The sequence below is a fragment of the Roseomonas sp. 18066 genome (assembly GCF_902706185.1).
Lineage (GTDB): Bacteria > Pseudomonadota > Alphaproteobacteria > Acetobacterales > Acetobacteraceae > Pseudoroseomonas.
The window spans coordinates 1-22,792 of the sequence record NZ_CACSJM010000108.1; the positions used below are offsets into that span (position 1 = coordinate 1).

A 22,792-nucleotide genomic window follows, 5' to 3' on the forward strand; every position below is an offset into this window, starting at 1 on the left:
ACAGGGGGGCGTGGCGGCGCGGCCAGGGGCGCCCCGCGCGCGCGCGGCCCGGGTGGCGGGATCGCCGCTAATCTGGCTTGATGCGCGGCCCCGGGGGTCAGGCCCCCCGGGTGTCACCGGTGACGAACGAGAAGACCAAGGAACGGATTGATGACGGAAACGACCGGCCCGCTGAAGGGCCTGCGCGTGGTGGACCTGACCCGGGTGCTGGCGGGCCCCACCTGCACGCAGATGCTGGGCGACCTCGGCGCCGACGTCATCAAGATCGAGCGCCCGGAGGCCGGCGACGACACCCGCGCCTTCGCGCCGCCCTATGTGCCCAAGACCAAGGAGAGCGCCTATTTCGTCGGCGTGAACCGCAACAAGAAGTCGGTGACCATCGACATCGCCCAGGCCGAGGGCCAGGCGATCGTGCACAAGCTGCTCGAGACCGCCGACATCCTGGTCGAGAATTTTAAAGTTGGCGCGCTGGCGAAATACGGCCTCGGCTGGAACGAATTGAAAGAAAAATACCCGCGGCTGATCTACTGCTCGATCACCGGCTTCGGCCAGACCGGCCCCTATGCGCCGCGCCCCGGCTATGACGCGCTGATCCAGGCGATGGGCGGCGTCATGTCCCTCACGGGTGACCCCGAGGGCGAGCCCCAAAAAGTCGGCATCCCGGTCGCCGACCTCTTCGCCGGCCTCTACGGCACCATCGGCATCCTGGCGGCGCTGCGCCACCGCGAGGCCTCGGGCCAGGGCCAGCAGATCGACATCGGCATGCTCGACACCCATGTCGCCTGGCTGGCCAACCAGGGCATGAACTACCTGGCGACCGGCGAGAACCCGCCGCGCCTGGGCAACCAGCACCCCAACATCGTGCCCTACCAGGTCTTCCCGACCGATGACGGCTACATGGTGCTGTCGATCGGCAACGACCCCACCTTCGAGCGCTTCTGCAAGAATTTTTCCCTGCAGCACCTGCTGGAAGACGAGCGCTACGCGACCAACGCGGCGCGCGTCGGCAACCGGGCGCTGGTCACCGAGACGCTGACGGCGGTCACCAAGACGAAGACCACCAAGGTCTGGATCGAGGCGCTCGAGGCCCTGAAGATCGGCTGCGGCCCGATCAACACGCTGAAGGAAGTCTTCGCCGACCCGCATGTGGTGGCGCGCGACATGGTGGTGCGCATGCCGCATGCCTCGGGCGAGGAGGTCACCGTCATCGCCAATCCGGTGAAGCTCTCGGCCACGCCGCCGGACTACCGCCTGGCCGCGCCGGTGCTGGGCCAGCACACCGACGACGTGCTGGCGGGGCTCGGCTACGACGCCGAGGCCATCGCCGCGCTGCGCCAGGGCGGCATCGTCTGATGCGCGCGGGGGAGGGGGTGGTGACCACGTCCTTCCCCGAGCCACGCCTGGGCGCGATCCGCGTGCCGCTGCCGCCTGGCGCGCCCGCCCTGGGCGCCCGGGTCTTCGGCGCCGTCGACCTGCGCTGGGTGGAATGGGGGCCGCCGGAGGGCGCCCCGGTCCTCTGCCTGCACGGGCTGTCGCGCAATGGCCGCGACTTCGACCCGCTGGCCATGGCGCTCGCGGCCGAGGGCCGCCGCGTCCTCTGCATCGACATGCCGGGTCGCGGGCTCTCCTCCTGGCTTTCCGACCCGCGGCTCTATGCCGTGCCGACCTATGTCGCCCTGCTGCAGCCGCTGCTGCGCGAGCTGAAGAAACCTTTCGACCTGGTCGGCACCTCGATGGGCGGGCTGATCGGCCTGGGCCTGGCCAGCATCCCCGGCCAGTCGCGCCGCCGCGCCAGCCTGCGGCGCCTGGTGCTGAACGATGTCGGCGCCGCCATCCCCGGCAGCGCGCTGGCCCATATCGGCGCCTATCTGGCCGAAACCCCTGGCTTCGAGTCGCTCGAGGCGGTGGAGGCGCATCTGCGCCGCATCCATGCCGGCTTCGGCGCGCTCTCCGACGCGCAATGGCGGCACCTGGCCTGCCATTCCGCCCGCGCCCTGCCGAACGGGCGGCTCGGCCTGCACCACGACCCCGGCATCGGCCGCGCGCTGGGGCCGGCCATCGCCGATGTCAGCCTCTGGCCGCTCTGGTCCGTGCTGCGCCCGCCGGTCCTGCTGCTGCGCGGCGCCGACAGCCCGCTGCTGACCGCCGAGACCGCCGCGCGCATGGCGACCCGCCCGGGCACCACCCTGGTGACCTTCGACGGCTGTGGTCACGCCCCGGCGCTGATGGCGGCGGAGCAGATCGAGACGGTCGCCGGCTTCCTGCGATAGCGCCTGATCCCGCCCTGCGCCGCCGCAACCCGAACGGCCGAGAGCACGTTTCCCCGCCACTGCCCGCCGCCTGATGCGGCCGGCCGAGGAGACGCTCCATGATCAATCTGACGCGCCGTGCCGGGCTGATGCTGCCGCTCGGCCTGATGGCCGCCTGCGCCGCCCAGCCCGAGATGCTGCCCCCCGCCGACCCGACCGGCCGCGCCGAGCCGGAGATGCGCGCCCTGCTCGACAGCCTGCAGTCGCTGCGCGGCAAGCCGATCGAGACGCTCAGCCCGGCCGAGGCCCGGCTGCAGCCCGGCATGGCCGATGCGGTCAAGGCCCGGCTGCGCCAGCTCGGCCGCCCCGACGCGCCGCGCCCGGTCCCGGTGGTGCGCGACATCGAGATCCCCGGCCTCGGCGGCCCGATCCCGGCCCGCGTCTATATCCCGGCCGAGCCGCCCCGCGCCGGCCAGCCCGCCCGCGCCCTGATGCCGCTGATCGTCTATTTCCACGGCGGCGGCTTCGTCATCGGCTCGCTCGACGCCTATGACGCCTCGGCCCGCGCGCTCGCCCTCGAGTCCCAGGCGATCGTGGTCTCGGTCCACTACCGCCAGGCGCCGGAGCACAAGTTCCCCGCCGCCCATCAGGACGCCTATGCCGCCTATGTCTGGGCGCTGCAGAACGCGGCCCAGATGGGCGCCGACCTGTCCCGCGTCGCCGTCGTCGGCGAGAGCGCCGGCGGCAACCTGGCGATCAACGTCGCCATGGCGGCGCGCGAGTCGCGCACGCCGCTGCCGGTCGCCATGGGGCTGATCTACCCGCTGGCCGGCACCGACATGACCACGCCCTCCTACCAGGCGAATGCCATGGCCAAGCCGCTGAACGCGGCGATGATGCGCTGGTTCATGGGCCACTACACCTCGATGCCGGCCGAGGCCCAGGACACCCGCCTGAACGTCTATGGCCGCGCCGAACTCTCCGGCCTGCCCAAGGCGATCATCATCACCGCCGGCATCGATCCGCTGCAGTCGGACGGCATGCTGCTGGGCCAGCGGCTGCAGGCCAGCGGCGTGCAGGTGGTGTCGCAGGACTTCCCCGGCGTCACCCACGAGTTCTTCGGGGTGGATCCGAACCTGCTGGCCAATGCCGGCTCGGCGCAGCGCTTCATGGCGGGCGAGCTGCGCTCGGCCTTCGCGCTGCCGGCGCCGGCCGTCGTGGCGCCGGCGCGGCGCCGCTGACAGACAGCAAGGCCAGGGGAAGGAATTCCCCTGGACCCCATCTTTTTTCTGTCTGTTTTTGGAACGTGACGGCTCGAGGGAATCGCCGGGAAGCCGGAATGACGCGATCAGACAAACCGTTGGGGTGAGTTGGCTTCGCCCTTCCGAAGCCAACTCACCCTAGCGCCAGTGGCCGGGGAGCCAGGCCCAGCGGCCCTCGGCCCAGACCCAGCGGCCATGCTCCCAGACCTCGCCGCGCACCGGCCGCACCGCCCAATGGCCCGCCACCCATTCATAGGCGCGGCCATCCCACTGCCAGTGGCCGGGCTGCCAGACATAGCGCTCCGGCATCGGCGGCGGCGCCAGCACCACCTCGTGCCGCAAGGCCGGCACCGGGGGATAGGGCATCGGCGGCGCCTGCACGCAGGCGGCCAGGGCGACGGGCAATGCCAGCAACAGCGAACGACGGATCATCGGCCTCTACCTCGCCCAGGGAATGCGCTCAGCCAGCCTTCAGCAGCGCCGCGGCCTTGACCGCGAAATAGGTCAGCACGCCATCGGCGCCGGCGCGCTTGAAGCCCAGCAGGCTCTCCAGCATCGCGTTGTCGTGGTCCAGCCAGCCATTCTGCACCGCGGCCATGATCATCGCGTATTCGCCGCTGACCTGGTAGGCGAAGGTCGGCACGGCGAACTGGTCCTTCACCCGGCGGACGATGTCGAGATAGGGCATGCCCGGCTTGACCATCACCATGTCGGCGCCCTCGGCCAGGTCCAGCGCCACCTCGCGCAGCGCCTCGTCCGAATTGGCCGGGTCCATCTGATAGGTCTTCTTGTCGCCCTTCAGCGCGCCGCCCGAGCCCACCGCGTCGCGGAACGGGCCGTAGAAGGCCGAGGCATATTTGGCGGCATAGGACATGATCCGCGTGTGCAGCAGGCCCTGCCCGTCCAGCCCGCGGCGGATGGCGCCGACCCGGCCATCCATCATGTCCGACGGCGCGATCACATCGATGCCGGCGGCGGCCTGGTTCACCGCCTGGGCCACCAGGATCTCGACCGACTCGTCATTGGCGACATAGCCGTCGCGGATCACCCCGTCATGGCCGTGGTCGGTATAGGGGTCGAGCGCGACGTCGCCGACCAGACCGACCTCGGGGAACTCTTTCTTCAGGATCCGCGCGGCGCGGCACATCAGGTTTTCCGGGTTCTTCGCCTCGGTGCCCTCGGCATCCTTGGCGGAGGGCGGCGTCATCGGGAACAGGGCGATGGCCGGGATGCCCAGCGCCGCCGCCGGCGCCACATGCGCCGCCAGCCGGTCCAGCGTCACCCGCTGCACGCCGGGCATCGAGCCGACCTCGGTGGTGTTGCCCTGGCCTTCCATGATGAAGATCGGCCAGATCAGGTCGTCCACCGACAGGCGGTTCTCCGCCACCATCCGCCGGGTCCAGGCGTCATGCCGGTTGCGGCGCGGCCGGATCGTCGGGAAGGAACCCAGGGCGGCGGGGAAGGGGGCTTGCGGCATCGGCGGCTCCGGCGGTGGCGAAGCCTGGTCGGGATCGGCCAGGACGGGGGTCCCCGGCGGACAAGGCCCGGGACGGCGCTGTCAGTCCTGCCACGCCCCCCCCGCCCGAGGGAAGGGGCCGCGGCGCAGCCCAGCCGCCCGAACCCCCGATGGCGCCCCGGATTGCCGCGATTTCAGCAGCGCCGCGGCGGCGCCGGTGCCACGCTCGCGCCATGCCGATCCTGCTCCGCCTGCTGGCGCTGGCCATGGTCTTCCTGCCCCTGGCCCTCCTGCCCTGGGCGGCCCAGGCGGTGAGCCTCGACCCGCGCCCGGTCACCTTGCCGGGCCCGGACGGCCTGGCGCTGCAGGCGCTGCTGCTGCTGCCCGAAGCCACTGTGCCCGGCATCCCGGTCATCGCCCTGCATGGCTGCGCCGGGCTGGCGGCGCGCGACGGCAGCATCCGCCTCGGCGCGCGGGAACGCGACTGGGCCACCCGGCTGCTGGCCGCCGGCCATCCGGTGCTGTTCCCCGAGAGCTTCCTCAGCCGCGGCCTGGGCACCGCCTGCGGCGTCACCGACTTCCCGGCCGGCGGGGCGGTGCGCGGTGGCGATGCCCTGGCCGCGGCGGCCTGGGCGCAGGCGCAGCCCTGGGCGGCGCCGGGCGGGGCGCTGCTGCTCGGCTGGTCGCATGGCGGCACCACCGTGCTGGCCGCGGCCGCCACGGCGCCGCCCGGGCTGCTGCGCGGCGGCGTCGCCTTCTATCCCGGCTGCGGCCCCTCGCGCCGGGCGCGCACCGAGGCGCAGGTGCCGCTGCTGCTCCTGCTCGGCGCCCGCGACGACTGGACGCCGCCGGCCCCCTGCCGCGGCTGGGCGGCGATGCAGGCTGCCGGGCGGGTGGAGCTCGAGGAGTTCCCGACGGCAGGGCATGGCTTCGACGCGCCGGGGAATGCGCCGCCCCGTGCCCGCGACCTGCCGGACGGGCGGCGGGTCACCGCCGGGGCGGACCCGGCAGCGCGGGCCGTGGCCATTCCGCGGGCGATGGCCTTCTTCGAGCAGCTGTCGCGGTAGAAGGGGCCGGCCAGGCGCGTGTCGCGTGCAGCACCGTCAGCGCCGCGATCTCGTCGCCTGACATCCGACAAACCACGACGAAGGCTGTGCCGGCGACCACCGGCTGGCGCGTGCCTTCACGCCTTCCGGGGCGGCGACGCGCCGGCAGCTGCATCAGCCCGTCGATGGCCGCGCGCAGCCGGGCCAGCACGGCATTGGCGGCTGCCGGGTTGTCTGCGCCGATATGGTCCCGCACCTGCCGCAGATCGCCCGAAGGCGAGCCGCGTGTCGCGGAGGGTCACCGGCGGGGCGTCGCGAAGACCGCCTCGATCTCGGATTGCTTGGCAAAATCGCCCGCCTCGGCCTGGCGCAGCCCCTGCTCGATCCGGGCCAGTCGCCAGCGATGCAGCGACAGACAGGCCTCGACCGCTGCCGTCACCAGGGCGCCGCGGTCGGGCTCCAGCCTCTCGGCCAGCCGGTCCAGCTCGGCGCGCTGCCCGGCGCGCCGCTGGACGGTGATGGTCTGCTCCGCCAGGGCGGTGGCCCTCCGCGAAACCTGCCGGGCTACAGGCCAGCTGCGGCGGCGAAGCACGGCCTCGACGCCGTGCCAGAGCGGCCCCGCTCACGCCCAGTTCACCCAGCCCTCCCGCAACCATTCCCCCCTCGCGGACCCGACCTGCGCCCAAGCCGTGGGGGTCTGAGTTCCACCGATCAACAAGGCGTGGTAACGGGGGCGCCATGAACCCGGCCGAAACCCCCATCGCCCTCGGCGCCGACCATGCCGGCGTCGCCCTCAAGGACAGCCTGCGTGCCGCCCTGGAGGCGGCCGGGCATCCGGTGCTCGATTTCGGCGCGCATAGCGGCGAGAGCTGCGACTACGCCGATTTCGCCCATCCGGTCGCCGAGGCCCTGACCACCGGCCAGGCCCGCTTCGGCGTGCTGGTCTGCGGCAGCGGCATCGGCATGGCGATCACCGCCAACCGGCATCCGGCGGTCCGCGCCGTGGTGGTGCACAACACCACCGAGGCCCGGCTGACCCGCGCGCACAACGATGCCAACATCGCCTGCTTCGGGGCCCGCACCATCGGCGTGGAAGTGGTGCTCGACGCGCTGTCCACCTTCCTCGCGACCCCTTATGAAGGCGGCCGGCACGATCGCCGCATCGCCAAGATGACGCCGCCTGCCTTGTCCGGCGCCCGGCCCCAGGAGGTCTGATCCGATGAACGAGCTGTCCCCCGCGCATCTCGCCGCCCGTTTCTTCGCCGCCCCCCTCGACGAGGCGGATGCCGATATCGCGAAGCTGATCGGCCAGGAGCTGGTCCGCCAGCAGGACGGCATCGAGCTGATCGCCTCCGAGAACATCGTCTCCCGCGCGGTGCTGGAGGCCCAGGGCTCGATCCTGACCAACAAGTACGCCGAGGGCCTGCCGGGCAAGCGCTACTACGGCGGCTGCGAGTTCGTCGACGAGATCGAGACGCTCGCCATCGAGCGCGCCAAGGCGCTGTTCGGCGCGGCCTATGCCAATGTCCAGCCGCATTCCGGCGCCCAGGCCAACCAGGCGGTGTTCTTCGCCCTGATGCAGCCGGGCGACACCTTCATGGGCCTGGACCTGGCCGCCGGCGGCCACCTGACGCATGGCTCGCCCGCCAACCAGTCGGGCAAGTGGTTCAAGGTCGCCCCCTACACCGTCGACCGCGACACCGGCGTGATCGACATGGAGGAAGTGGCCCGCATCGCCCGCGAGAGCCGCCCCAAGGTCATCGTCGCCGGCGGTTCTGCTTACTCGCGCGCCTGGGATTTCGCCCGCTTCCGCGCCATCGCGGACGAGGTCGGCGCCTTCTTCATGGTCGACATGGCCCATTTCGCGGGTCTCGTCGCCGGTGGCGCGCATGAGAGCCCGGTGCCGCACGCCCATGTCACCACCACGACCACCCACAAGACTCTCCGTGGCCCGCGGGGCGGCATGATCCTGACCAACGACGAGGCCCTGGCCAAGAAGATCAACTCGGCGGTCTTCCCGGGCCTGCAGGGCGGCCCGCTGGAGCATGTCATCGCCGCCAAGGCGGTCGCCTTCGGCGAGGCGCTGCGCCCCGACTTCCGCGCCTATGCCCACCAGGTGGTCGCCAACGCCAAGGCGCTGGCCGAGGAGCTGATCGCCCAGGGTGCCGGCATCGTCACCGGCGGCACCGACAACCACCTGATGCTGGTCGACCTGCGCCCGCTGAACCTGACCGGCAAGGCGGCCGAGGCGGCGCTGGGCCGCGCCCACCTGACCTGCAACAAGAACGCCATCCCCTTCGACCCGGCCAAGCCCTTCGTCACCTCGGGCATCCGCCTGGGCACGCCGGCCGGCACCACCCGGGGCCTGGGCGAGGCAGAGTTCCGCCAGATCGGGCGGATGATCGGCCGCGTCCTGCTCGGCCTGTCGCGCGCCAACGACCCCGAGGGCAATGCCGCCGTGGAGGCCGAGGTGGCCGCCGAGGTGCATGCCCTCTGCGACCGCTTCCCGATCTACCGGGCCTGAACGGGCCAGGTCGGGGAAGCCCCGGATGCGCTGTCCCTTCTGCGGCAGCGAGGACACCCAGGTGAAGGACAGCCGCCCCGCCGATGACGGGGCGGCGATCCGCCGCCGGCGGTCCTGCCCTTCCTGCGGCGCCCGCTTCACCACCTTCGAGCGGGTGACGCTGCGCGAGCTGACGGTGGTCAAGTCCGACCAGCGCCGCGTGCCCTTCGACCGCGACAAGCTCGCCCGCTCGATCCGCATCGCGCTGCGCAAGCGGCCGGTGGACGAGGACCGGGTGGAGCGCATCGTCACCGGCATCCAGCGCCGCCTGGAAGCCGAGGGCGAGAGCGAGATCACCAGCCGCACCATCGGCGAGATGGTGATGGATACCTTGAAGGAACTGGACCAGGTGGCCTATGTGCGCTTCGCCTCGGTCTATCGGAACTTCGGTGAAGCCAGCGATTTCAAGGCTTTCCTGGGCTCCCTCGATTTCGGCAACGACCAGGACAAAGGCTGAGCTCAGCGTGGTCAAGCTTTCCCATCCGGCGGCCCTGTCCGCCGGGGTTTCTGCCGTGGCCCTGGCCTCGGTGCGTGCCGAAGCCGGTCTGGTCATCCGTCCCGCGACCTTTGTGGACCGCCCGGCGCTGGCCGAGCTGGCCGCGGCGGCCTTCGCGCAAGGAGCGGCGGCGCTGCTGCCGGCGGGTCTCCGCCGCATGGCCGATGCCGCCCGCTTCACCGCCCTCTTCGCCGAGGCCGAGGCGGCGGGCGCCACCCTGCTGCTGGCCGAGCGCGACGGCCGGGCGCTGGGCTGCGTCCTGGCCGAGCCGGCCCCGGCCGAGCCGGGTGCCGCCGCCCGGCTGACCGGCCTCTGGGTTTTCCCCGGCGTCACCGGGCAGGGCATCGGCTCCGCCTTGCTGCGCGCGCTGGAGGAGCTCATGGCTTCCGCCGGCGCCGGGTCGCTGCGCGTCCGCGTGCCCAGCGGGCATCTGCGCGCGCTCGGCCTGTTCCGCCGCCGCGGCTATGCCATGCAGGCCGCCGGCCGCCGCACCGAGCCGGTGCTGCAGGTCACCCTGCCGCACAGCGTGCTGGCCAAGCCGCTGCTGACCCAGCCCCTCTTGAACCAACACGTCCTCGACGCGGCATGACAGCGCTGCCAGGGATTTCCCGGGCCACCCCCGATCCGGTCCAGGACGCGGCGTTCATGCGCGCCGCCCTGGCCCTGGCCGCGCGGGGCCTGGGCAATACCTGGCCGAACCCTTCGGTCGGCTGCGTCATCACTCGTGACGGCGCCGTGGTCGGCCGCGGCTGGACCGCCCCCGGCGGCCGCCCGCATGCCGAGACCGAGGCGCTGAAGCGGGCCGGCCATGCCGCCCGCGGCGCCACCGCCTATGTCACCCTCGAGCCCTGCTGCCATTGGGGCCGCACCCCGCCCTGCACCGACGCGCTGATCGCCGCCGGCGTGGCCCGGGTGGTGGTGGCCATGCGCGACCCCGACCCCCGGGTCGATGGCGGCGGCCTGGAGAAGCTGCGCGCCGCCGGCGTCAGCGTCTCGGTGGGGCTGCTGGAGGCCGAGGCGCGCGCCATCAATGCCGGCTTCGTCAAGGTCGCCACCCGCAACCTGCCTCTGGTCACGCTGAAGCTGGCCTCCACGCTGGACGGCCGCATCGCGACGCGGACCGGCGAGAGCCAGTGGATCACCGGCCCCGCCGCCCGCCGCACGGCGCATGCGCTGCGCGGCCGGCATGACGCGGTGCTCGTCGGCAGCGGCACCGTGCTGGCCGACGATCCCGAGCTTTCTTGTCGTATTCCCGGCTTCGCCCGCGTCCCCACGGTGCGCGTCGTCGCCGATGCCCGGCTGCGCATGCCCGCGACCGCCCGGATGCTGCGGGAAGGCGAGGGCGCGGTTTGGATCGCGACCCGCCCGGGCCATCCGGAGGCCGCGCTGGCCCCGCTGCGCGAGGCCGGCGCCACCCTCATCGAGGTGCCGCCCGACGCCGCGGCGGGGCAGGGGCTCGATGCCGGCGCCCTGCTGCGCGCGCTCGCCGCCCGTGGCCTGACCCGGATCCTGGCCGAAGGCGGCGCGGGCCTGGCCGCCGCGCTGCTCCGCGATGCCGGCCTGGTCGACCGCCTGGCCTGGTTCCATGCCCCCGCCGTGATCGGCGGCGATGGCCGACCCGCGCTGGACGCCTTGCCGCTGGAGCTTTTGTCGGCCATGCCCAGATATCGCCGCACCAGCCTGGCTCTGCCGGGCCCCGACCTGCTCAGCGAATTCGAGGCTGCCTGACATGTTCACCGGGATCATCACCGCCACCGGCACCGTCGCCGGCATCGAGCCGATCGGCGAAGGCCACGACATGCGCCTGGCGCTGGCCACGCCGCAGGGCTGGCTGGCCGGGGCCGAGATCGGCGCCTCCATCGCCTGCTCGGGCTGCTGCCTGACGGTAGTCACGCTGGAGGAGAACCGCTTCACCGTCGAGGTCTCCGCCGAGACGCTGAGCAAGACCACCCTCGACCAGTGGCGCCAGGGCAGCAGCATCAACCTCGAGCGCGCGCTGAAGATGGGCGACGAGATGGGTGGCCATGTCGTCTCCGGCCATGTCGACGGCGTCGCCGAGCTTCTTTCGGCGACCCATGAGAATGGGTCGCTCCGCTGCCGCTTCCGCCTGCCGGCCGAGCTGGCGCGCTTCGTCGCCCAGAAGGGCTCGATCACCATCGAGGGCGTCTCGCTGACGGTGAACGAGGTCGAGGGGCTGGATTTTGGCGTCAACCTGATCCCCCATACCGCCGCGGTGACCACCCTCGGCGCGCTGGCCCCCGGCCACCGGGTGAATATCGAGATCGACATGCTGGCGCGCTATGTCGCCCGGCTGCGGGAGTTCAACGCATGACCGTCCACACGCAGCAGACCTCCTTCGCCGAGTTCATCAGCCCCACCGAGGAGCTGCTGGAGGAGGCCCGCCGCGGCCGCATGTTCATCCTGGTCGATGACGAGGACCGCGAGAACGAGGGCGACCTGGTCATCCCCGCGCAATTCGCGACGCCCGACGCCATCAACTTCATGGCCCGCCATGCCCGCGGCCTGATCTGCCTGGCCATGGCCAAGCCGCGGGTCGAGCAGCTGGGCCTGCCGCTGATGGCGCAGAGCAACGGCACCCGGCACCAGACCGCCTTCACCGTCTCGATCGAGGCGCGCGAAGGGGTGACCACCGGCATCTCGGCCGCCGACCGCGCCCGCACCGTCGCCGTCGCCATCAACCCCGAGGCGCGGCGCGAGGACATCGTCACCCCCGGCCATGTCTTCCCGCTGGTGGCGCGCGAGGGCGGCACCCTGGTCCGCGCCGGCCATACCGAGGCCGCCGTCGACTTCGCGCGCCTGGCCGGCCTGAACCCCGCCGGCGTGATCTGCGAGATCATGAATGACGACGGCACCATGGCCCGCATGCCGGACCTGGTGGCCTTCGCCCAGCACCACGGCCTGAAGCTCGGCACCATCGCCGACCTGATCGGCCACCGCCGCCGCACCGAGCGCCTGGTCAAGCGCGTCGAGGATTCCCGCCTGGCCGACCTGCCGGGCGGCGAATGGCGCGTCGTCGTCTATGCCAACACCCTGGAATACGGCGAGCATGTCGCCCTGGTGAAGGGCGACCTGGCCCGGCCGGGCCCGGTGCCGGTGCGCATGCATGCGGTGAACCTCTTCACCGACATCGTCGGCACCAGCGGCACCAGCGAGCTGCACCGCGCCATGGCCGCCATCAACGAGCTGGGCCGCGGCGTCGTCGTGCTGATCCGCGACGTCAAGCCGACCTCGCTGTCCGACCGGCTGCGCGCCGTCCGCGCCCGCGGCCCCGGCTTCGAGCTGCGCGACTACGGCATCGGCGCCCAGATCCTGGCCGATCTGGGCGTGCGTGAGATGATGCTGCTGACCAACCACCCCAAGGCCATTGTCGGGCTGGAAGGCTACGGGCTGACCGTGGTCGAGACCCGCCCCATCGAGGAAGGCGCCGAATGAGCACCGCCGACGCGCCGGAACGCGCCGTCCCCACCATCCCCGGACGCCCGCCGCGCATCCTGCTGATCCAGGCCCCCTATTACGAGGCCGTCGTCGGCGGCATGCGCCGCGGCGCCGAGAAGCTGCTGACCCAGATCGGCGCCAGCATGGACGTCGTCGACGTCGCCGGCGCCTATGAGCTGCCGGCGGCGCTGCGCATGGCGATCCGCCGCTCGGCCGAGCCCGGCACCATCACCTGGGACGGTTTTCTCCTCCTCGGCTGCGTGGTGAAGGGCGAGACCGACCACTACCAGTTCATCTGCGATGCCGTCTGCCAGGGCGTCATGGACATCAGCGGCGAGACCGGCGTGCCGCTGGGCTTCGGCCTGCTGACCGTCGAGAACCTGGCCCAGGCCGAGGCCCGCAGCGCCGACGACCACCACAACAAGGGTGGCGAGGCCGTGCAGGCCGTGCTGCAGCAGATCATCCTGGCCCGCCGCTGGGGGCTGGCATGAGCGACACCCCGAAGGGCGCGGCGAAGAAGCCTGTGGTCGCCGGGCGTCCGCGCACCGGCTCCCGCGTCGCCGCCATCCAGGCGCTGTTCCAGTCCGACATCAACGGCGAAGCCGCCGAGACCGTGCTGGACCAGTTCATCCGCTACCGCATCGGCCCCGATGCCGGCGGCTTCGAGGATGGCCGCGTGCCGCTGGCCGACGTGCCGCTCTTCACCAAGGTGGTGCGCGGCGTCGCCACCCAGGGCGAGGCGCTGGACGCCATCCTGCAGGGCCACCTGCAAGGCGACTGGACCGTGCCGCGCCTCGATCCCGTGCTGCGCGCCCTGCTGCGCTCGGCCGCCTACGAGCTGTCGGCCGGCACCGAGCCGCCGGCCCGCGTCGTCATCAACGAATACATGGACATCGCCCACGGCTTCTTCTCGGGGGAAGAGCCGCGCTTCGCCAATGGCGTGCTGGATGCCATGGCGCGGTCGCTGCGGGCGGCCGAGTTCCAGAAGTAAAAGCAAGGCTGGGGGAATGAATTCCCCCAGACCCCCTTCTTTTTTCTGTCATTCAAGGCAGGGTGCGCATGAACATGACGCTGCCCGCCGAATTCTCCCTCATCGCACGACACTTCAAGCCGCTCGCCGCCCCAGGCAGCCTCGGCCTCACCGACGACGCGGCGCTGCTGACGCCGCCCCAGGGGCGTGAGCTCGTCCTCGCGGCCGACGCCATGGTCGCCGGCGTCCACTTCCTGCCCGACGACCCGCCCGAGACCATCGGCCGCAAGCTGCTGCGCACCAACCTCTCCGACCTCGCCGCCATGGGCGCCACCCCGCTCGCCTACCTGCTGACCGTCGGCCTGCCGCGCGGCACCCCCGACGCCTGGATCGCGGCCTTCGCCGCCGGCCTCGCCGAGGACCAACGGGAATTTGGCCTCGGCGTGCTCGGCGGCGACACCGTCTCGACCCCCGGGCCCGTCCACCTGTCGCTGACCATCCTCGGCCACCTCGCCCCCGGCACCGCGCTGCGCCGCAACGGCGCCCGCCCGGGCGACGAGCTCTGGGTCTCGGGCAGCATCGGCGACGGCTATCTGGGCCTGGCCGTGCTGCAGCACCGCCTGCCGATGGACGGCTTCCTCGCCGATCGCTACCGCCTGCCGCAGCCGCGCCTGGCGCTGGGCCAGGCGCTGGTCGGCCTGGCCCATGCGGCGATGGATGTCTCCGACGGGCTGCTGCAGGACCTCGGCCATCTTTGCCGCGCCAGCGGCTGCGCCGCCCGCATCGAGGCCGCCGCCGTCCCGCTCTCGCCCCCCGCCGCGGCGCTGGTCGCGGCCGACCCGGCGCTGCGCCAGAAGCTGATCACCGGCGGCGACGACTACGAGCTGCTCTTCGCCGCCCCGCCCGGCGCCGCGCCGGAGATCGAGGCCCGCGCCCGTGCCGCCGGCGTGGCGGTGACGCGCATCGGCAGGTTCGGGGCGGGCGAGGCGCAGGTGAGCGTGATCGACGACTCCGGCGCGGCGCTCCCGCCCGGACAGGGGGGATGGAGCCACTTTTGATGGGTATCGACACACCGGCCCCGGCCGTGGCCGCCATGAAGAAGAATGTCTTCCTGCTGTTCCTCTGCCAGGCGCTGATGCATGCCTCGGTGGTGGGGCAGGTCACCATGTCGGCGCTGATCGGCCACAGCCTGGCCAGCGACAAGGCGCTGGCGACCCTGCCCATGGCGCTGCAGATGGCGGCCACCATGGCGGCCTCGATCCCCGCCGGGCTGATCTTCGCCCGGCTCGGCCGCAAGCCGGGCTTCGTGCTCGGCGCGGTCGGCGCCTGCCTGGGCAGCCTGACCTTCGCCCTCGGCATCTGGCAGGGCAGCTTCTTTATCTATTGCCTGGGCGCGGTGCCGGCGGGCCTCGGCTTCGGCATCTCCCAGCACTACCGCTTCGCCGCCGCCGAGGTCGCCACCCCCGACTACCGCCCCCGCGCCGTGTCGCTGGTGATGGCCGGCGGCGTGCTCTCGGCCATCTTCGGCCCCGAGCTGGTCAAGCACTCGCGCGAGAGCCTGGCGCCCTTCCTGTTCCTCGGCACCTACCTGGTCCTCGCCGTGCTGCCGCTGATCTGCCTGGCCCTGCTGTCGATGGCCAGGCTGCCGCCCGCACCGCCGCGCCCCAGGGTGGCCACCCCGCTGGCCGGCATCATCACCCGCCCGGCCTTCCTGACCGCGGCCATCACCGGCGCCATGGCCTATGGCACCATGAACCTGGTGATGACCTCGACGCCGCTGGAAATGCAGCTTTGCGGCTTCGGCATCGCCGCCAGCGCCACCGTCATCCAGATGCACGCGGTGTCGATGTTCGCCCCGGGCTTCGTCACCGGCCGGCTGATCGCCCGCTTCGGCGTGCGCCGCATCATCACGGTGGGCGCCCTGCTGAACCTGGGCTGCGTCGCCGTGGGCCTGGCCGGCAACGGCTTCGCCCATTTCGGCGCGGCGCTGATGCTGCTGGGCGTGGGCTGGAACTTCATGTTCGTCGGCGCCACCAGCCTGCTGGCCGAGGCGCACCGCCCGGAAGAACGCGTCCGCGCCCAGGCCGCCAACGACTTCATCGTCTTCGGCACCGTGGCCTGCACCGCCTTCGCCTCGGGCGCCATCCACGCCCAGGCCGGCTGGGTGGCGCTCAACCTGCTGCTGCTGCCAGCCGTCGCGGTCGCGCTGGTGCTGATGGTGCTGCAGGGGCGGCGGGTGAAGCTGGCCTGAAGGGCAGGGAAGGGCAGGGGAATGAATTCCCCCACGCAAACGTATATGTTTGCGCCCTTCTTCTTTCTGATCACCGGCCGTTCGGGGAGTTGCGCCTCACCGGTGCCGTCGCCAGGGCATCACGGCGGGACGCCGTTTTCATACAAGAACAGCGCGACCTCAAAGGTCGCGCTGCGGTTCGGTGCCGTGTCCCGCGTGGCCAAGGCCGCGCGGCAGCACTGACAGAAAAAAGCAGGGGTCCAGGGGAATTCATTCCCCTGGCCTGCCTCTGTCTTCTCTTGGATCTGGCTTCCCTTACCGCCCCGGCCCGCCGCCCGGCCCGGAATCCTGCGACGTCAGGCCACCGGCGCCGACGCGGCCGATATTGCCGAACAGGGCCTGCATGACGGTGCGGTCGGTGCCCGGGACCGGCGTCGTGCGGTCGACCATGCCGACATCGCTGCGCATGTCGCCTTCGCCCAGTTCCTTCACCTGGCGCAGGGTGCCGCCGTCGTCGAAGGTCATCACCACCACGCGCTGGTTTTCCACCGCGCCATGGCTGGCCGGGCGCAGCCGGGTGGTCGCGCTGATATAGTACCAGTGGTTGCGGTCGAAGGTGCCGGTGGCGCTGGGCGGGCCCAGCAGCGCCTGCACGTCGGCCTGGGTCTGCACGCCCGGCGACAGCTGGGCCAGCAGGTCGGGATCGGCCTTGTTGCCGCGTTGCACCGGCGGCGCCTCGAAGATAGAGCAGCCGGCGGCGGGCAGGGCCAGGGCGAGCGCGAGCAGCGCCGCCCGGGCGCGCAGGCGCGGTTGCCGGCGGGACATGTCGCTGCTGGGGGTGTCGCTGGTCACGGGCGCCCAAATTCCTCTTGGCCAGGCCCCGCGCAGCGTCGGATTGACCGGCGCGGGGATGCAGTCCATCTGCATGCCCGATTGCCACCGCCCCGCACCGGGGTCAACCGGCGCCTGCATGCGCCGCCATTGGGGAGCCGTTCCGACCATGGCCTTGTTCGGCCTGTTTCGCCGCCGCCCGCATGAACGGCAGGGCTTCGAGCTCTATGGCGCCGCGGTGCGCGCGGCCCGCCACCCGGCCTTCTTCGAGCGGCTGGGCGTGCCGGACACGCTGGACGGGCGCTTCGACCTGATCGGCCTGCAGGTGGCGCTGCTGATCCGCCGGCTGCACCGCGACGCCGACCCGCGCGGCGCGGCTTTGGCCCAGGCCGTCTTCGACGCCATGTTCGCCGACATGGATTTCAACCTGCGCGAGATGGGGGTGGGCGACATGTCCATCGCCCGCCGGGTGAAGGCCATGTGGGAGGCCTTCCACGGCCGCGCCCAGGCCTATGAGGCGCCGCTGCAGGCCGGCGACCGCGCGGCCCTGGCCGCGGCGCTGGCCCGCAATGTCTGGCGCGGCGGGCTGGCCGGGGACGCGCCCGGCCCGGCGGGCCTGGCGGCGCTGGCCTTCGCCACCGACGCCCTGCTGGCGCAGCAGCCGATGTCTCTCTTTCTGGGGGGCGAGGCGCGCTTCGCGGCCCCCGAGGAACCCCCTGAGGAATCCCCCGAGGAACTGCCCGCATGACCCCCGAGACGGTCCTGGAATTCTCCCGCACCCTGCCCTGGGGCGCCATCGGCCCCGAGGGGCGCCGTCAGGCCTGGACCGCGACCGCGGCCGAATGCGCGGCGCTGGCGCAGCGCTTCGCCATCCCGGCGATCCACGACTTCGCGGTGACGCTGCAGCTGGAGCATGAGCGCGGCGGCACCATCCGCTGCCGTGGCCGGCTGGTGGCCCATGTGGTGCAGATTTGCGTGGTCACCCTCGACCCGGTGGAGCAGGTGGTGGACGAGGCGGTCGACCTGCGCTTCCTGCCGCCCGGGCGCGAGGCCACCGACGATCCGGAGGGGCCGGACGAGATCGAGACCGAGCGCGGCAGCATCGAGCTCGGCGAGCCGCTGGCCGAGCAGTTCTCCCTGGCGCTCGACCCCTATCCCCGCGCCCCGGGCGCGGCCCTGCCGGAGATGGACGCGGAGGAGGATGAGGCCCCGGAGGCGGAAGCGCCGGCCCGGCCCAACCCCTTCGCCGTGCTCAAAGGCGGGCGGAAATAGCCCCCGGCCGCGGCTTCCCGGCGCCGCGGCAGGGCGCGCCGGTCAAGCCTCCGTTGCCATTGAGACAAAGACATCGTTAACCCTTTCAAGCCTGTCCACCGGCGCGTAACAACGGTGTATCAAGACTGGCGGGGGCGGACGGCCCCCTGTAATGGAGGCCTCATGCGCCGCAGAGACCTGTCCGCTTTGCTGATCGCCCTCGGCCTGCCGGTCGTGGCAGGGCCCGCCTTCGCCGCGGCGCCGCTGCCGGGGGCCCCGGCCCAGCCGAGCTGGGAAGCGCTGCTGCGGCTGGCCGCCCGGCTGCGCGCGCTGGATGCGGATGGCCTGACGCCCCGCTACTACGACATCCCCGAGGATGCCCGCGCCGCTGCCGATCCGAACGGCTATGTCGCGGCGCTCTATGTCGCTGCCCTGGCGGCGATGACCGACCTGCTGCAGGGCCGGGTGCAGGAGGTGGCGGGCCGTCCCGATATCCGCCGCGACCTGACCGCCCAGCCGTTCGCGCCATGGCAGGCCGCGCTCTATGGCAGCCCGGAGCCGGCCACGGTGATCGAGCGCGCCGCGCTGCTGCCGCCCGACATGCCGGCGCTGCGCCTGGCGCTTCAGGCCGCCCGCGCCCGGGTCGAGGCCGGCGGCTGGCCGACGATTCCCGCCGGCGTCGGCACGCTGGATCCGGGGATGGAGGATGCCGTCCGCATCCCCGCCCTGCGCGCCCGCATCGCCGCCGATGACGCCGAGCTCTCCGCCGCCATGGCCGCAGCGCCCGAGATGGCGCCGGCACCGCTCTATGACGCGCCGCTGGAGGCCGCGATCCGCCGCTGGCAGACCGCCAATGCGCTGGAATCCGATGGCCGCGTCGGCCCCGCCACGCAGCGCCTGCTGAACCGCCCGGCCGAATCCTGGCTCGGCCAGATCCGCGTGGCGATGGACCTGCGCCGCGGCCAGGGCGCGCCGCCGCCGGGCCGTCGCATCGAGGTCAATATCCCCGAATATCGCCTGCGGGTGATGGAGGGCAGCCGCCAGACCATGACCATGGCGGTGGTGGTGGGCAAGCAGGCGCGCGCCACGCCGCCGCTGAACGTCCGCATGACCGCGGTGCAGTTCAACCCGCCCTGGGGCGTGCCCGAGCGCAATGCGCGCGAGGACCTGCTGCCGAAGTTCCGCCGCGACCCCCGCGCCATGATGGAGAAGGGCTTCCGGCTGTTCACCACCGTGGGTGGCGAGCGGGTCGAGGTCGACCCGACCACCATCGACTGGTCCAGCCTGAACGCCCGCAATTTTCCCTACTACGTCCGGCAGGATGCCAGCGATGTCAGCGCGCTGGGGCGGCTGAAATTCGTCATGCCGAATGGCGACGACATCTATCTGCACGACACGCCGGACCGCCACCTGTTCAGCCGCGCCGACCGCGCGCTGTCCTCGGGCTGCATCCGCCTGGCGCAGCCGATGGAGCTGCTGGACATCGTGCTCGACGGCGTGCCCGGCTGGGACCGGCCGCGGGCGCAGCGCGCGCTGGACAGCCGGCAGACCAGCTTCGTCGGCCTGCCGCGCACCATCCCGGTGCGGCTGGCCTATAATTCCGTCGTGGTGGAGCAGGGCCGCGTCCGCATCCACCAGGATATCTACGGGCTGGACGCCGCCTATCAGCGCCTGCTCGACCAGCGCCGCCCGGTGCCGGCGGTGGCGCCCTCGATCACCGGCAACACGCCCGTCGCGCGCAGCACGCCCCGCCCCGAGGCGGCCCGGCCGCAGCCGCAGCCGGCCCGTGCCGCCGCGCCGACGCCGGTGCGCGCCGAGGGCAGCTCCGCCCGCGCCCAGGCGACCCCCATGGCCACACCGAGTACGACGATCGAGTGATGTTGTTCCGACGCTTCGCTGCCCCCCGCCACGCTGTTCCGCGTCACGCCACCGGCGACTGCCCCTGCTGCGACCCGGCCATGGCCGGGCGGCGGGAGGTGATCGCCGCCGGGCTCGGCTTGCTGGCCTGCGCGGCCCTGCCGGGGTCGGCGAAGGCCGTCACCCTGCCGCCGGTGCGCAGCATCAAGGTCGAGCGCAGCTATACCGAGGACAGCTTCGACGGCGTCTATTTCCGCGACGGCCGCTATGACCGCGAGGCGCTGCACAAGCTGGACCTGGTGTTCCGCGACCTGTCGGCCTCCGAGGTGACGCCGATGGACCCGCGGCTGTTCGACGTGCTCAGCGCGGTGGCCGGCCGGCTGGAGGCCTCCGAGGCCTTCGTCATCTCCAGCGGCTACCGCACGCCGGAGCATAATGCGCGCAATGTCCGCCGCTCCGGCGGGGCGTCGACGGTGTCGCTGCATATGTCGGGGATGGCGGCGGATTTCCGCCTGCCGGGTAGAGACCCCTATGGCGTGGCGCGGACGGCGGCGCAGATGCAGGTGGGCGGCGTCGGCCTCTACCGCCGCGAGGGTTTCGTCCATCTCGACTGCGGGCCGCCGCGGCGCTGGTGAAGAAAAGGGGCCTTTCGGCCCCTTTTTCATGCCGCCAGCTCGACCAGCGCGGCTGCCAGCACCCGCGCGCCTTTCGCCAGCTGCTCCGGCGTCGAATATTCCGACGGGTGGTGGCTGACCCCATCCCGGCAGGGGATGAAGATCATCCCGCTGGGGCAGAGCGGCACCAGGAACTGCGCGTCGTGGAAGGCGCCCGAGGGCATGCGCAGCGGCTTCAGCCCCTGGGCCAGCGCGGCGCGTTCCACCGCGCCCGGCACCTCCGGCTGGAACTCCACGGGCAATGCAAAAAAGCGCTCGGTCACCGTGGCGCGGCAGGAGCTCAGCGCCGCCTGGATGACGCCGGGGATGGCGGCGCCGCGGGCCAGCAGCACCGCCGCGTCCGGGTGGCGGAAGTCGATGGTGAAGCGGGCCCGGTCGGCCACCGTGTTCGAGGAATTCGGAAACACCTCGACCTTGCCCACAGTGAAGCGCAGCACGTCGGCCGGGTCCTGCATCAGCTGGTTCAGCGCAGTGATGGCGCGCACCATGTCCTGCACCGCATCCTGGCGCTGCGACAGCGGGGTGGTGCCGGCATGGTCGGTCTTGCCCTCGATCTCGACCAGGAACCAGCGGCTGCCCTGGATGCCGGTGACCACGCCGATATCCAGCCCACCCGCCTCCAGCCGCGGCCCCTGCTCGATATGCGCCTCGACATAGGCATGCGGGCGAAAGGCGCCGAGCGGGCGGCGCGGCAGGTCGGATTCAAGCGCCAGATGCTCGTCCAGCGCGGCGCGGAAGGGGATGCCGTCGGGGTCGACCACCGCGTCCCAGCTGTCCGGCTTGGCGAAGCCGGACCAGGCCATGCTGCCCATGCAGCCGGGGGCGTAGCGGCCGCCTTCCTCGTTGGTCCAGGCCACCACCTCGATCGGGCGGCGGGTGGCGATGCCGGCCTCGCGGATCGCCTGCACCGCCTCCAGCGCCGCCAGCACGCCCCAGATGCCGTCGAAGCGGCCGCCATTGGGCTGGCTGTCCATGTGGCTGCCGGTCAGCACCGGCGCGGCCTCCGGCTCTGTGCCTTCGTGGCGAAGGAACAGGTTGCCCAATTCGTCGGTGGCGACGGTCAGGCCCAGCCCTTCGGCCCAGCCGATGAGGAGGCGGCGCGCCTCGCGGTCCAGCGGCGACAGGCAGGGGCGGTTGACCCCCCGATCTTCTGCTGTGGGGCCGGGGATGGCGCCGAGCCGTGCCATCTGCATCAACCGGTCCCATTGCCGCGCCTGGTCCACCGCCGCGATCAGGTTCGGTGCCACGCTGTCGCTCATCATCGCCTCGCCGTTTCTCCCCGGTATTCCTGACAGGCGGGGCGCGAAAGGCAACGGGGGGTGGCCGCTTGACCCCCCATGCCCCGCGTGCTGAGAAAGGCGGGCGAGGCCACGTCCTCCCCCCACACGGGTCGAAGTCCGGGACGGCCCGGCGGTTCTTCTGCAAGGAGGCCGCCATGGCCTGGATTCTGCTGGCCGTCGCCGGGTTGTTCGAGGTCGTCTGGGCCTTCACCATGAAGCAGTCCGAAGGCTTCACCCGGCTCTGGCCCACCATCGTCACCTTCGCCGCCATGCTGGTCAGCTTCGGCCTGCTGTCCTGGTCGATGCGGGTGCTGCCGCTGGGCACCGCCTATACCATCTGGACCGGCATCGGCGCGGTCGGCGCCTTCACCGTGGGCGTCCTGTTCCTCGGCGAGGCGCTGACGCCGCTGCGGGTGCTGGCGGCGCTGCTGATCGTCGGCGGGCTGGTGCTGATGAAGCTGTCCAGCCCGCAGTAATGTTCGTCAGTCGGGACAGTCGACCTCGCGCAGCCTGCCCCCTTCGATGCGCAGGAAGCGGGTGCCGAGGCGCGCGATGCAGTGCCGGTCATGCGAGACCAGCAGGCAGGCGGCCCCCGCCTGCTGCACGGATGCCTCCAGCACCGCGTCTTCCAGCGCCTCGCGGCCGGGGATGTCGAGGTGGTTGGTCGGCTCGTCCAGGATGAAGAAGTTCGGCTGCTGCAGCCGCAGCGCCAGCAGCCCGAGCCGCGCCCGCTGCCCCGGCGACATTTTCTTCAGCGCGCAGGTCTGGGCGGCGATGGGGATGCCGGCATTGGCCAGCAGCCGCCGCGCCGCCGCGTCGCCGCCGGAGGTCATGCCGGCGATCAGCCGCTCGGCGTTGCTGTCGGCCGGCAGATGCGCGAGCGCCTGGTCGAGATAGCCGGGGCGCAGCGCCGCGCTCGTCGTGATGCCGGGCAAGCCCTCGGGCGCGGCGATGGCCCGGCGCAGCAGCTGCAGCAGGGTGGATTTGCCGGACCCGTTGGCGCCGAGCAGCACCAGCCGTTCCCCGGCGCCGATGGCGAGCGGGCCGCTGCGGAACAGCCGGCGGCCATCCGGGGCCAGGACCCATTGGTCCTCGACGGTCAGCAGCCGCCTGGCATGCAGCGCCCCGGCGGCGAGGCGGATCGCGCCGGCCCGGGGGGCGGGGGGCGGCG

The 22,792-nt window shown here is 72.3% G+C and carries 27 protein-coding genes; 20 read left to right on the top strand and 7 right to left on the bottom strand.

Annotation, left to right across the window (positions count from 1 at the left end; translation table 11 throughout):
* The first annotated feature begins 150 nt into the window (after positions 1-150).
* The 3 genes from GVN67_RS20000 (at position 151) to GVN67_RS20010 (ending at position 3,490) form a co-directional block, all read left to right on the top strand.
* On the top strand, positions 151-1,353 hold the full coding sequence (locus GVN67_RS20000) for a CaiB/BaiF CoA-transferase family protein (RefSeq protein WP_159999098.1): 1,203 nt from the start codon (positions 151-153) through the stop codon (positions 1,351-1,353).
* Between the two features lie 20 nt (positions 1,354-1,373).
* The gene (locus tag GVN67_RS20005) at positions 1,374-2,270 is read left to right on the top strand and encodes an alpha/beta fold hydrolase (protein ID WP_235035388.1); all 897 of its coding nucleotides are present in this window, start codon (positions 1,374-1,376) and stop codon (positions 2,268-2,270) included.
* A 98-nt stretch (positions 2,271-2,368) separates the two neighbouring features.
* A complete protein-coding gene (locus GVN67_RS20010) occupies positions 2,369-3,490 on the top strand; it encodes an alpha/beta hydrolase (RefSeq protein ID WP_159999100.1) in 1,122 nt (373 codons plus the stop codon).
* Between the two features lie 159 nt (positions 3,491-3,649).
* Here GVN67_RS20010 and GVN67_RS20015 read toward each other — a convergent pair whose 3' ends face one another.
* Both GVN67_RS20015 and hemB read right to left on the bottom strand, forming a co-directional pair.
* Positions 3,650-3,943 carry a YXWGXW repeat-containing protein gene (locus GVN67_RS20015; RefSeq protein WP_159999101.1) on the bottom strand — a complete coding sequence of 98 codons (294 nt, stop codon included), beginning with the start codon at positions 3,941-3,943 and terminating at the stop codon, positions 3,650-3,652.
* Between the two features lie 28 nt (positions 3,944-3,971).
* On the bottom strand, positions 3,972-4,988 hold the full coding sequence (gene hemB, locus GVN67_RS20020) for a porphobilinogen synthase (RefSeq protein ID WP_159999102.1): 1,017 nt from the start codon (positions 4,986-4,988) through the stop codon (positions 3,972-3,974).
* 212 nt (positions 4,989-5,200) lie between these two features.
* Between hemB and GVN67_RS30480 the strand changes: the two genes are divergently transcribed.
* A complete protein-coding gene (locus GVN67_RS30480) occupies positions 5,201-6,034 on the top strand; it encodes a dienelactone hydrolase family protein (protein WP_159999103.1) in 834 nt (277 codons plus the stop codon).
* Here the strand turns inward: GVN67_RS30480 and GVN67_RS30575 are convergent.
* Positions 5,955-6,269, bottom strand: a complete 315-nt coding sequence (locus tag GVN67_RS30575) for a type II toxin-antitoxin system RelE/ParE family toxin (protein WP_159999104.1) — start codon at positions 6,267-6,269, stop codon at positions 5,955-5,957. The genes GVN67_RS30480 and GVN67_RS30575 overlap by 80 nt on opposite strands.
* Positions 6,270-6,311: 42 nt before the next feature.
* Entirely contained in the window at positions 6,312-6,605 is a 294-nt protein-coding gene (locus tag GVN67_RS20035) for a CopG family ribbon-helix-helix protein (protein ID WP_159999105.1), read from the bottom strand.
* Positions 6,606-6,751: 146 nt separating this feature from the next.
* Between GVN67_RS20035 and rpiB the strand changes: the two genes are divergently transcribed.
* The 11 genes from rpiB to GVN67_RS20090 all read left to right on the top strand — a co-directional run bounded on the left by rpiB (position 6,752) and on the right by GVN67_RS20090 (position 15,749).
* Complete coding sequence (gene rpiB / locus GVN67_RS20040; RefSeq protein WP_159999106.1) at positions 6,752-7,228, top strand: ribose 5-phosphate isomerase B; 477 nt, start codon at positions 6,752-6,754, stop codon at positions 7,226-7,228.
* Positions 7,229-7,232: 4 nt separating this feature from the next.
* A complete protein-coding gene (glyA, locus tag GVN67_RS20045) occupies positions 7,233-8,537 on the top strand; it encodes a serine hydroxymethyltransferase (protein ID WP_159999107.1) in 1,305 nt (434 codons plus the stop codon).
* Between the two features lie 25 nt (positions 8,538-8,562).
* Positions 8,563-9,033, top strand: a complete 471-nt coding sequence (nrdR, locus tag GVN67_RS20050) for a transcriptional regulator NrdR (protein WP_159999108.1) — start codon at positions 8,563-8,565, stop codon at positions 9,031-9,033.
* A 7-nt stretch (positions 9,034-9,040) separates the two neighbouring features.
* Positions 9,041-9,661, top strand: a complete 621-nt coding sequence (locus GVN67_RS20055; protein ID WP_159999109.1) for a GNAT family N-acetyltransferase — start codon at positions 9,041-9,043, stop codon at positions 9,659-9,661.
* On the top strand, positions 9,658-10,800 hold the full coding sequence (gene ribD / locus GVN67_RS20060; protein ID WP_255430414.1) for a bifunctional diaminohydroxyphosphoribosylaminopyrimidine deaminase/5-amino-6-(5-phosphoribosylamino)uracil reductase RibD: 1,143 nt from the start codon (positions 9,658-9,660) through the stop codon (positions 10,798-10,800). Before GVN67_RS20055 ends, ribD begins: the two co-directional genes overlap by 4 nt.
* 1 nt (position 10,801) lies before the next feature.
* Positions 10,802-11,404 (top strand): riboflavin synthase, encoded by a 603-nt coding sequence (locus GVN67_RS20065; protein ID WP_159999111.1) that lies wholly within the window; start codon positions 10,802-10,804, stop codon positions 11,402-11,404.
* Positions 11,401-12,525 carry a 3,4-dihydroxy-2-butanone-4-phosphate synthase gene (ribB, locus tag GVN67_RS20070; protein WP_159999112.1) on the top strand — a complete coding sequence of 375 codons (1,125 nt, stop codon included), beginning with the start codon at positions 11,401-11,403 and terminating at the stop codon, positions 12,523-12,525. Before GVN67_RS20065 ends, ribB begins: the two co-directional genes overlap by 4 nt.
* Positions 12,522-13,019 carry a 6,7-dimethyl-8-ribityllumazine synthase gene (ribH, locus tag GVN67_RS20075; RefSeq protein ID WP_159999113.1) on the top strand — a complete coding sequence of 166 codons (498 nt, stop codon included), beginning with the start codon at positions 12,522-12,524 and terminating at the stop codon, positions 13,017-13,019. The genes ribB and ribH overlap by 4 nt, the downstream gene beginning before the upstream one ends.
* Positions 13,016-13,519 (top strand): transcription antitermination factor NusB, encoded by a 504-nt coding sequence (nusB, locus tag GVN67_RS20080; RefSeq protein WP_159999114.1) that lies wholly within the window; start codon positions 13,016-13,018, stop codon positions 13,517-13,519. Before ribH ends, nusB begins: the two co-directional genes overlap by 4 nt.
* A gap of 74 nt (positions 13,520-13,593) precedes the next feature.
* The gene (gene thiL / locus GVN67_RS20085) at positions 13,594-14,556 is read left to right on the top strand and encodes a thiamine-phosphate kinase (protein ID WP_159999121.1); all 963 of its coding nucleotides are present in this window, start codon (positions 13,594-13,596) and stop codon (positions 14,554-14,556) included.
* Complete coding sequence (locus GVN67_RS20090; RefSeq protein ID WP_159999115.1) at positions 14,556-15,749, top strand: MFS transporter; 1,194 nt, start codon at positions 14,556-14,558, stop codon at positions 15,747-15,749. Before thiL ends, GVN67_RS20090 begins: the two co-directional genes overlap by 1 nt.
* A 294-nt stretch (positions 15,750-16,043) precedes the next feature.
* Here GVN67_RS20090 and GVN67_RS20095 read toward each other — a convergent pair whose 3' ends face one another.
* Complete coding sequence (locus GVN67_RS20095; RefSeq protein WP_235035389.1) at positions 16,044-16,580, bottom strand: outer membrane protein assembly factor BamE; 537 nt, start codon at positions 16,578-16,580, stop codon at positions 16,044-16,046.
* A gap of 148 nt (positions 16,581-16,728) precedes the next feature.
* On the opposite strand from GVN67_RS20095, the gene GVN67_RS20100 reads away from it, so the two are divergent.
* The 4 genes from GVN67_RS20100 to GVN67_RS20115 all read left to right on the top strand — a co-directional run bounded on the left by GVN67_RS20100 (position 16,729) and on the right by GVN67_RS20115 (position 20,302).
* A complete protein-coding gene (locus GVN67_RS20100; protein WP_159999116.1) occupies positions 16,729-17,307 on the top strand; it encodes a ubiquinol-cytochrome C chaperone family protein in 579 nt (192 codons plus the stop codon).
* The gene (locus tag GVN67_RS20105; protein ID WP_159999117.1) at positions 17,304-17,831 is read left to right on the top strand and encodes a DUF177 domain-containing protein; all 528 of its coding nucleotides are present in this window, start codon (positions 17,304-17,306) and stop codon (positions 17,829-17,831) included. Before GVN67_RS20100 ends, GVN67_RS20105 begins: the two co-directional genes overlap by 4 nt.
* Before the next feature lie 162 nt (positions 17,832-17,993).
* Positions 17,994-19,688, top strand: a complete 1,695-nt coding sequence (locus tag GVN67_RS20110) for a murein L,D-transpeptidase (protein WP_235035390.1) — start codon at positions 17,994-17,996, stop codon at positions 19,686-19,688.
* Positions 19,688-20,302, top strand: coding sequence for a DUF882 domain-containing protein (locus GVN67_RS20115; protein ID WP_159999118.1), 615 nt, complete (start codon positions 19,688-19,690; stop codon positions 20,300-20,302). Before GVN67_RS20110 ends, GVN67_RS20115 begins: the two co-directional genes overlap by 1 nt.
* 26 nt (positions 20,303-20,328) lie before the next feature.
* On the opposite strand, the gene GVN67_RS20120 is transcribed toward GVN67_RS20115, so the two are convergent.
* Complete coding sequence (locus GVN67_RS20120; protein ID WP_235035391.1) at positions 20,329-21,603, bottom strand: M20 family metallo-hydrolase; 1,275 nt, start codon at positions 21,601-21,603, stop codon at positions 20,329-20,331.
* 173 nt (positions 21,604-21,776) lie between these two features.
* Here GVN67_RS20120 and GVN67_RS20125 point away from each other — a divergent pair, with 173 nt between their 5' ends.
* On the top strand, positions 21,777-22,097 hold the full coding sequence (locus GVN67_RS20125; RefSeq protein WP_159999119.1) for a multidrug efflux SMR transporter: 321 nt from the start codon (positions 21,777-21,779) through the stop codon (positions 22,095-22,097).
* A 6-nt stretch (positions 22,098-22,103) separates the two neighbouring features.
* On the opposite strand, the gene GVN67_RS20130 is transcribed toward GVN67_RS20125, so the two are convergent.
* Positions 22,104-22,792: ATP-binding cassette domain-containing protein (locus GVN67_RS20130; protein ID WP_159999120.1), on the bottom strand; the 689-nt coding region annotated here is incomplete at its 5' end.

Coding starts and splice junctions, on each gene's coding strand:
- GVN67_RS20105 (WP_159999117.1), top strand. CDS start 17,304: ATGACCCCCGAGACGGTCCTGGAATTCTCCCGCACCCTGCCCTGGGGC.
- hemB (WP_159999102.1), bottom strand. CDS start 4,988: ATGCCGCAAGCCCCCTTCCCCGCCGCCCTGGGTTCCTTCCCGACGATC.
- glyA (WP_159999107.1), top strand. CDS start 7,233: ATGAACGAGCTGTCCCCCGCGCATCTCGCCGCCCGTTTCTTCGCCGCC.
- rpiB (WP_159999106.1), top strand. CDS start 6,752: ATGAACCCGGCCGAAACCCCCATCGCCCTCGGCGCCGACCATGCCGGC.
- GVN67_RS20125 (WP_159999119.1), top strand. CDS start 21,777: ATGGCCTGGATTCTGCTGGCCGTCGCCGGGTTGTTCGAGGTCGTCTGG.
- GVN67_RS20015 (WP_159999101.1), bottom strand. CDS start 3,943: ATGATCCGTCGTTCGCTGTTGCTGGCATTGCCCGTCGCCCTGGCCGCC.
- ribB (WP_159999112.1), top strand. CDS start 11,401: ATGACCGTCCACACGCAGCAGACCTCCTTCGCCGAGTTCATCAGCCCC.
- GVN67_RS20090 (WP_159999115.1), top strand. CDS start 14,556: ATGGGTATCGACACACCGGCCCCGGCCGTGGCCGCCATGAAGAAGAAT.
- thiL (WP_159999121.1), top strand. CDS start 13,594: ATGACGCTGCCCGCCGAATTCTCCCTCATCGCACGACACTTCAAGCCG.
- GVN67_RS20110 (WP_235035390.1), top strand. CDS start 17,994: ATGCGCCGCAGAGACCTGTCCGCTTTGCTGATCGCCCTCGGCCTGCCG.
- GVN67_RS20100 (WP_159999116.1), top strand. CDS start 16,729: ATGGCCTTGTTCGGCCTGTTTCGCCGCCGCCCGCATGAACGGCAGGGC.
- ribD (WP_255430414.1), top strand. CDS start 9,658: ATGACAGCGCTGCCAGGGATTTCCCGGGCCACCCCCGATCCGGTCCAG.
- GVN67_RS20120 (WP_235035391.1), bottom strand. CDS start 21,603: ATGATGAGCGACAGCGTGGCACCGAACCTGATCGCGGCGGTGGACCAG.
- GVN67_RS20115 (WP_159999118.1), top strand. CDS start 19,688: ATGTTGTTCCGACGCTTCGCTGCCCCCCGCCACGCTGTTCCGCGTCAC.
- ribH (WP_159999113.1), top strand. CDS start 12,522: ATGAGCACCGCCGACGCGCCGGAACGCGCCGTCCCCACCATCCCCGGA.
- nrdR (WP_159999108.1), top strand. CDS start 8,563: ATGCGCTGTCCCTTCTGCGGCAGCGAGGACACCCAGGTGAAGGACAGC.
- nusB (WP_159999114.1), top strand. CDS start 13,016: ATGAGCGACACCCCGAAGGGCGCGGCGAAGAAGCCTGTGGTCGCCGGG.
- GVN67_RS20065 (WP_159999111.1), top strand. CDS start 10,802: ATGTTCACCGGGATCATCACCGCCACCGGCACCGTCGCCGGCATCGAG.
- GVN67_RS30480 (WP_159999103.1), top strand. CDS start 5,201: ATGCCGATCCTGCTCCGCCTGCTGGCGCTGGCCATGGTCTTCCTGCCC.
- GVN67_RS20010 (WP_159999100.1), top strand. CDS start 2,369: ATGATCAATCTGACGCGCCGTGCCGGGCTGATGCTGCCGCTCGGCCTG.
- GVN67_RS20000 (WP_159999098.1), top strand. CDS start 151: ATGACGGAAACGACCGGCCCGCTGAAGGGCCTGCGCGTGGTGGACCTG.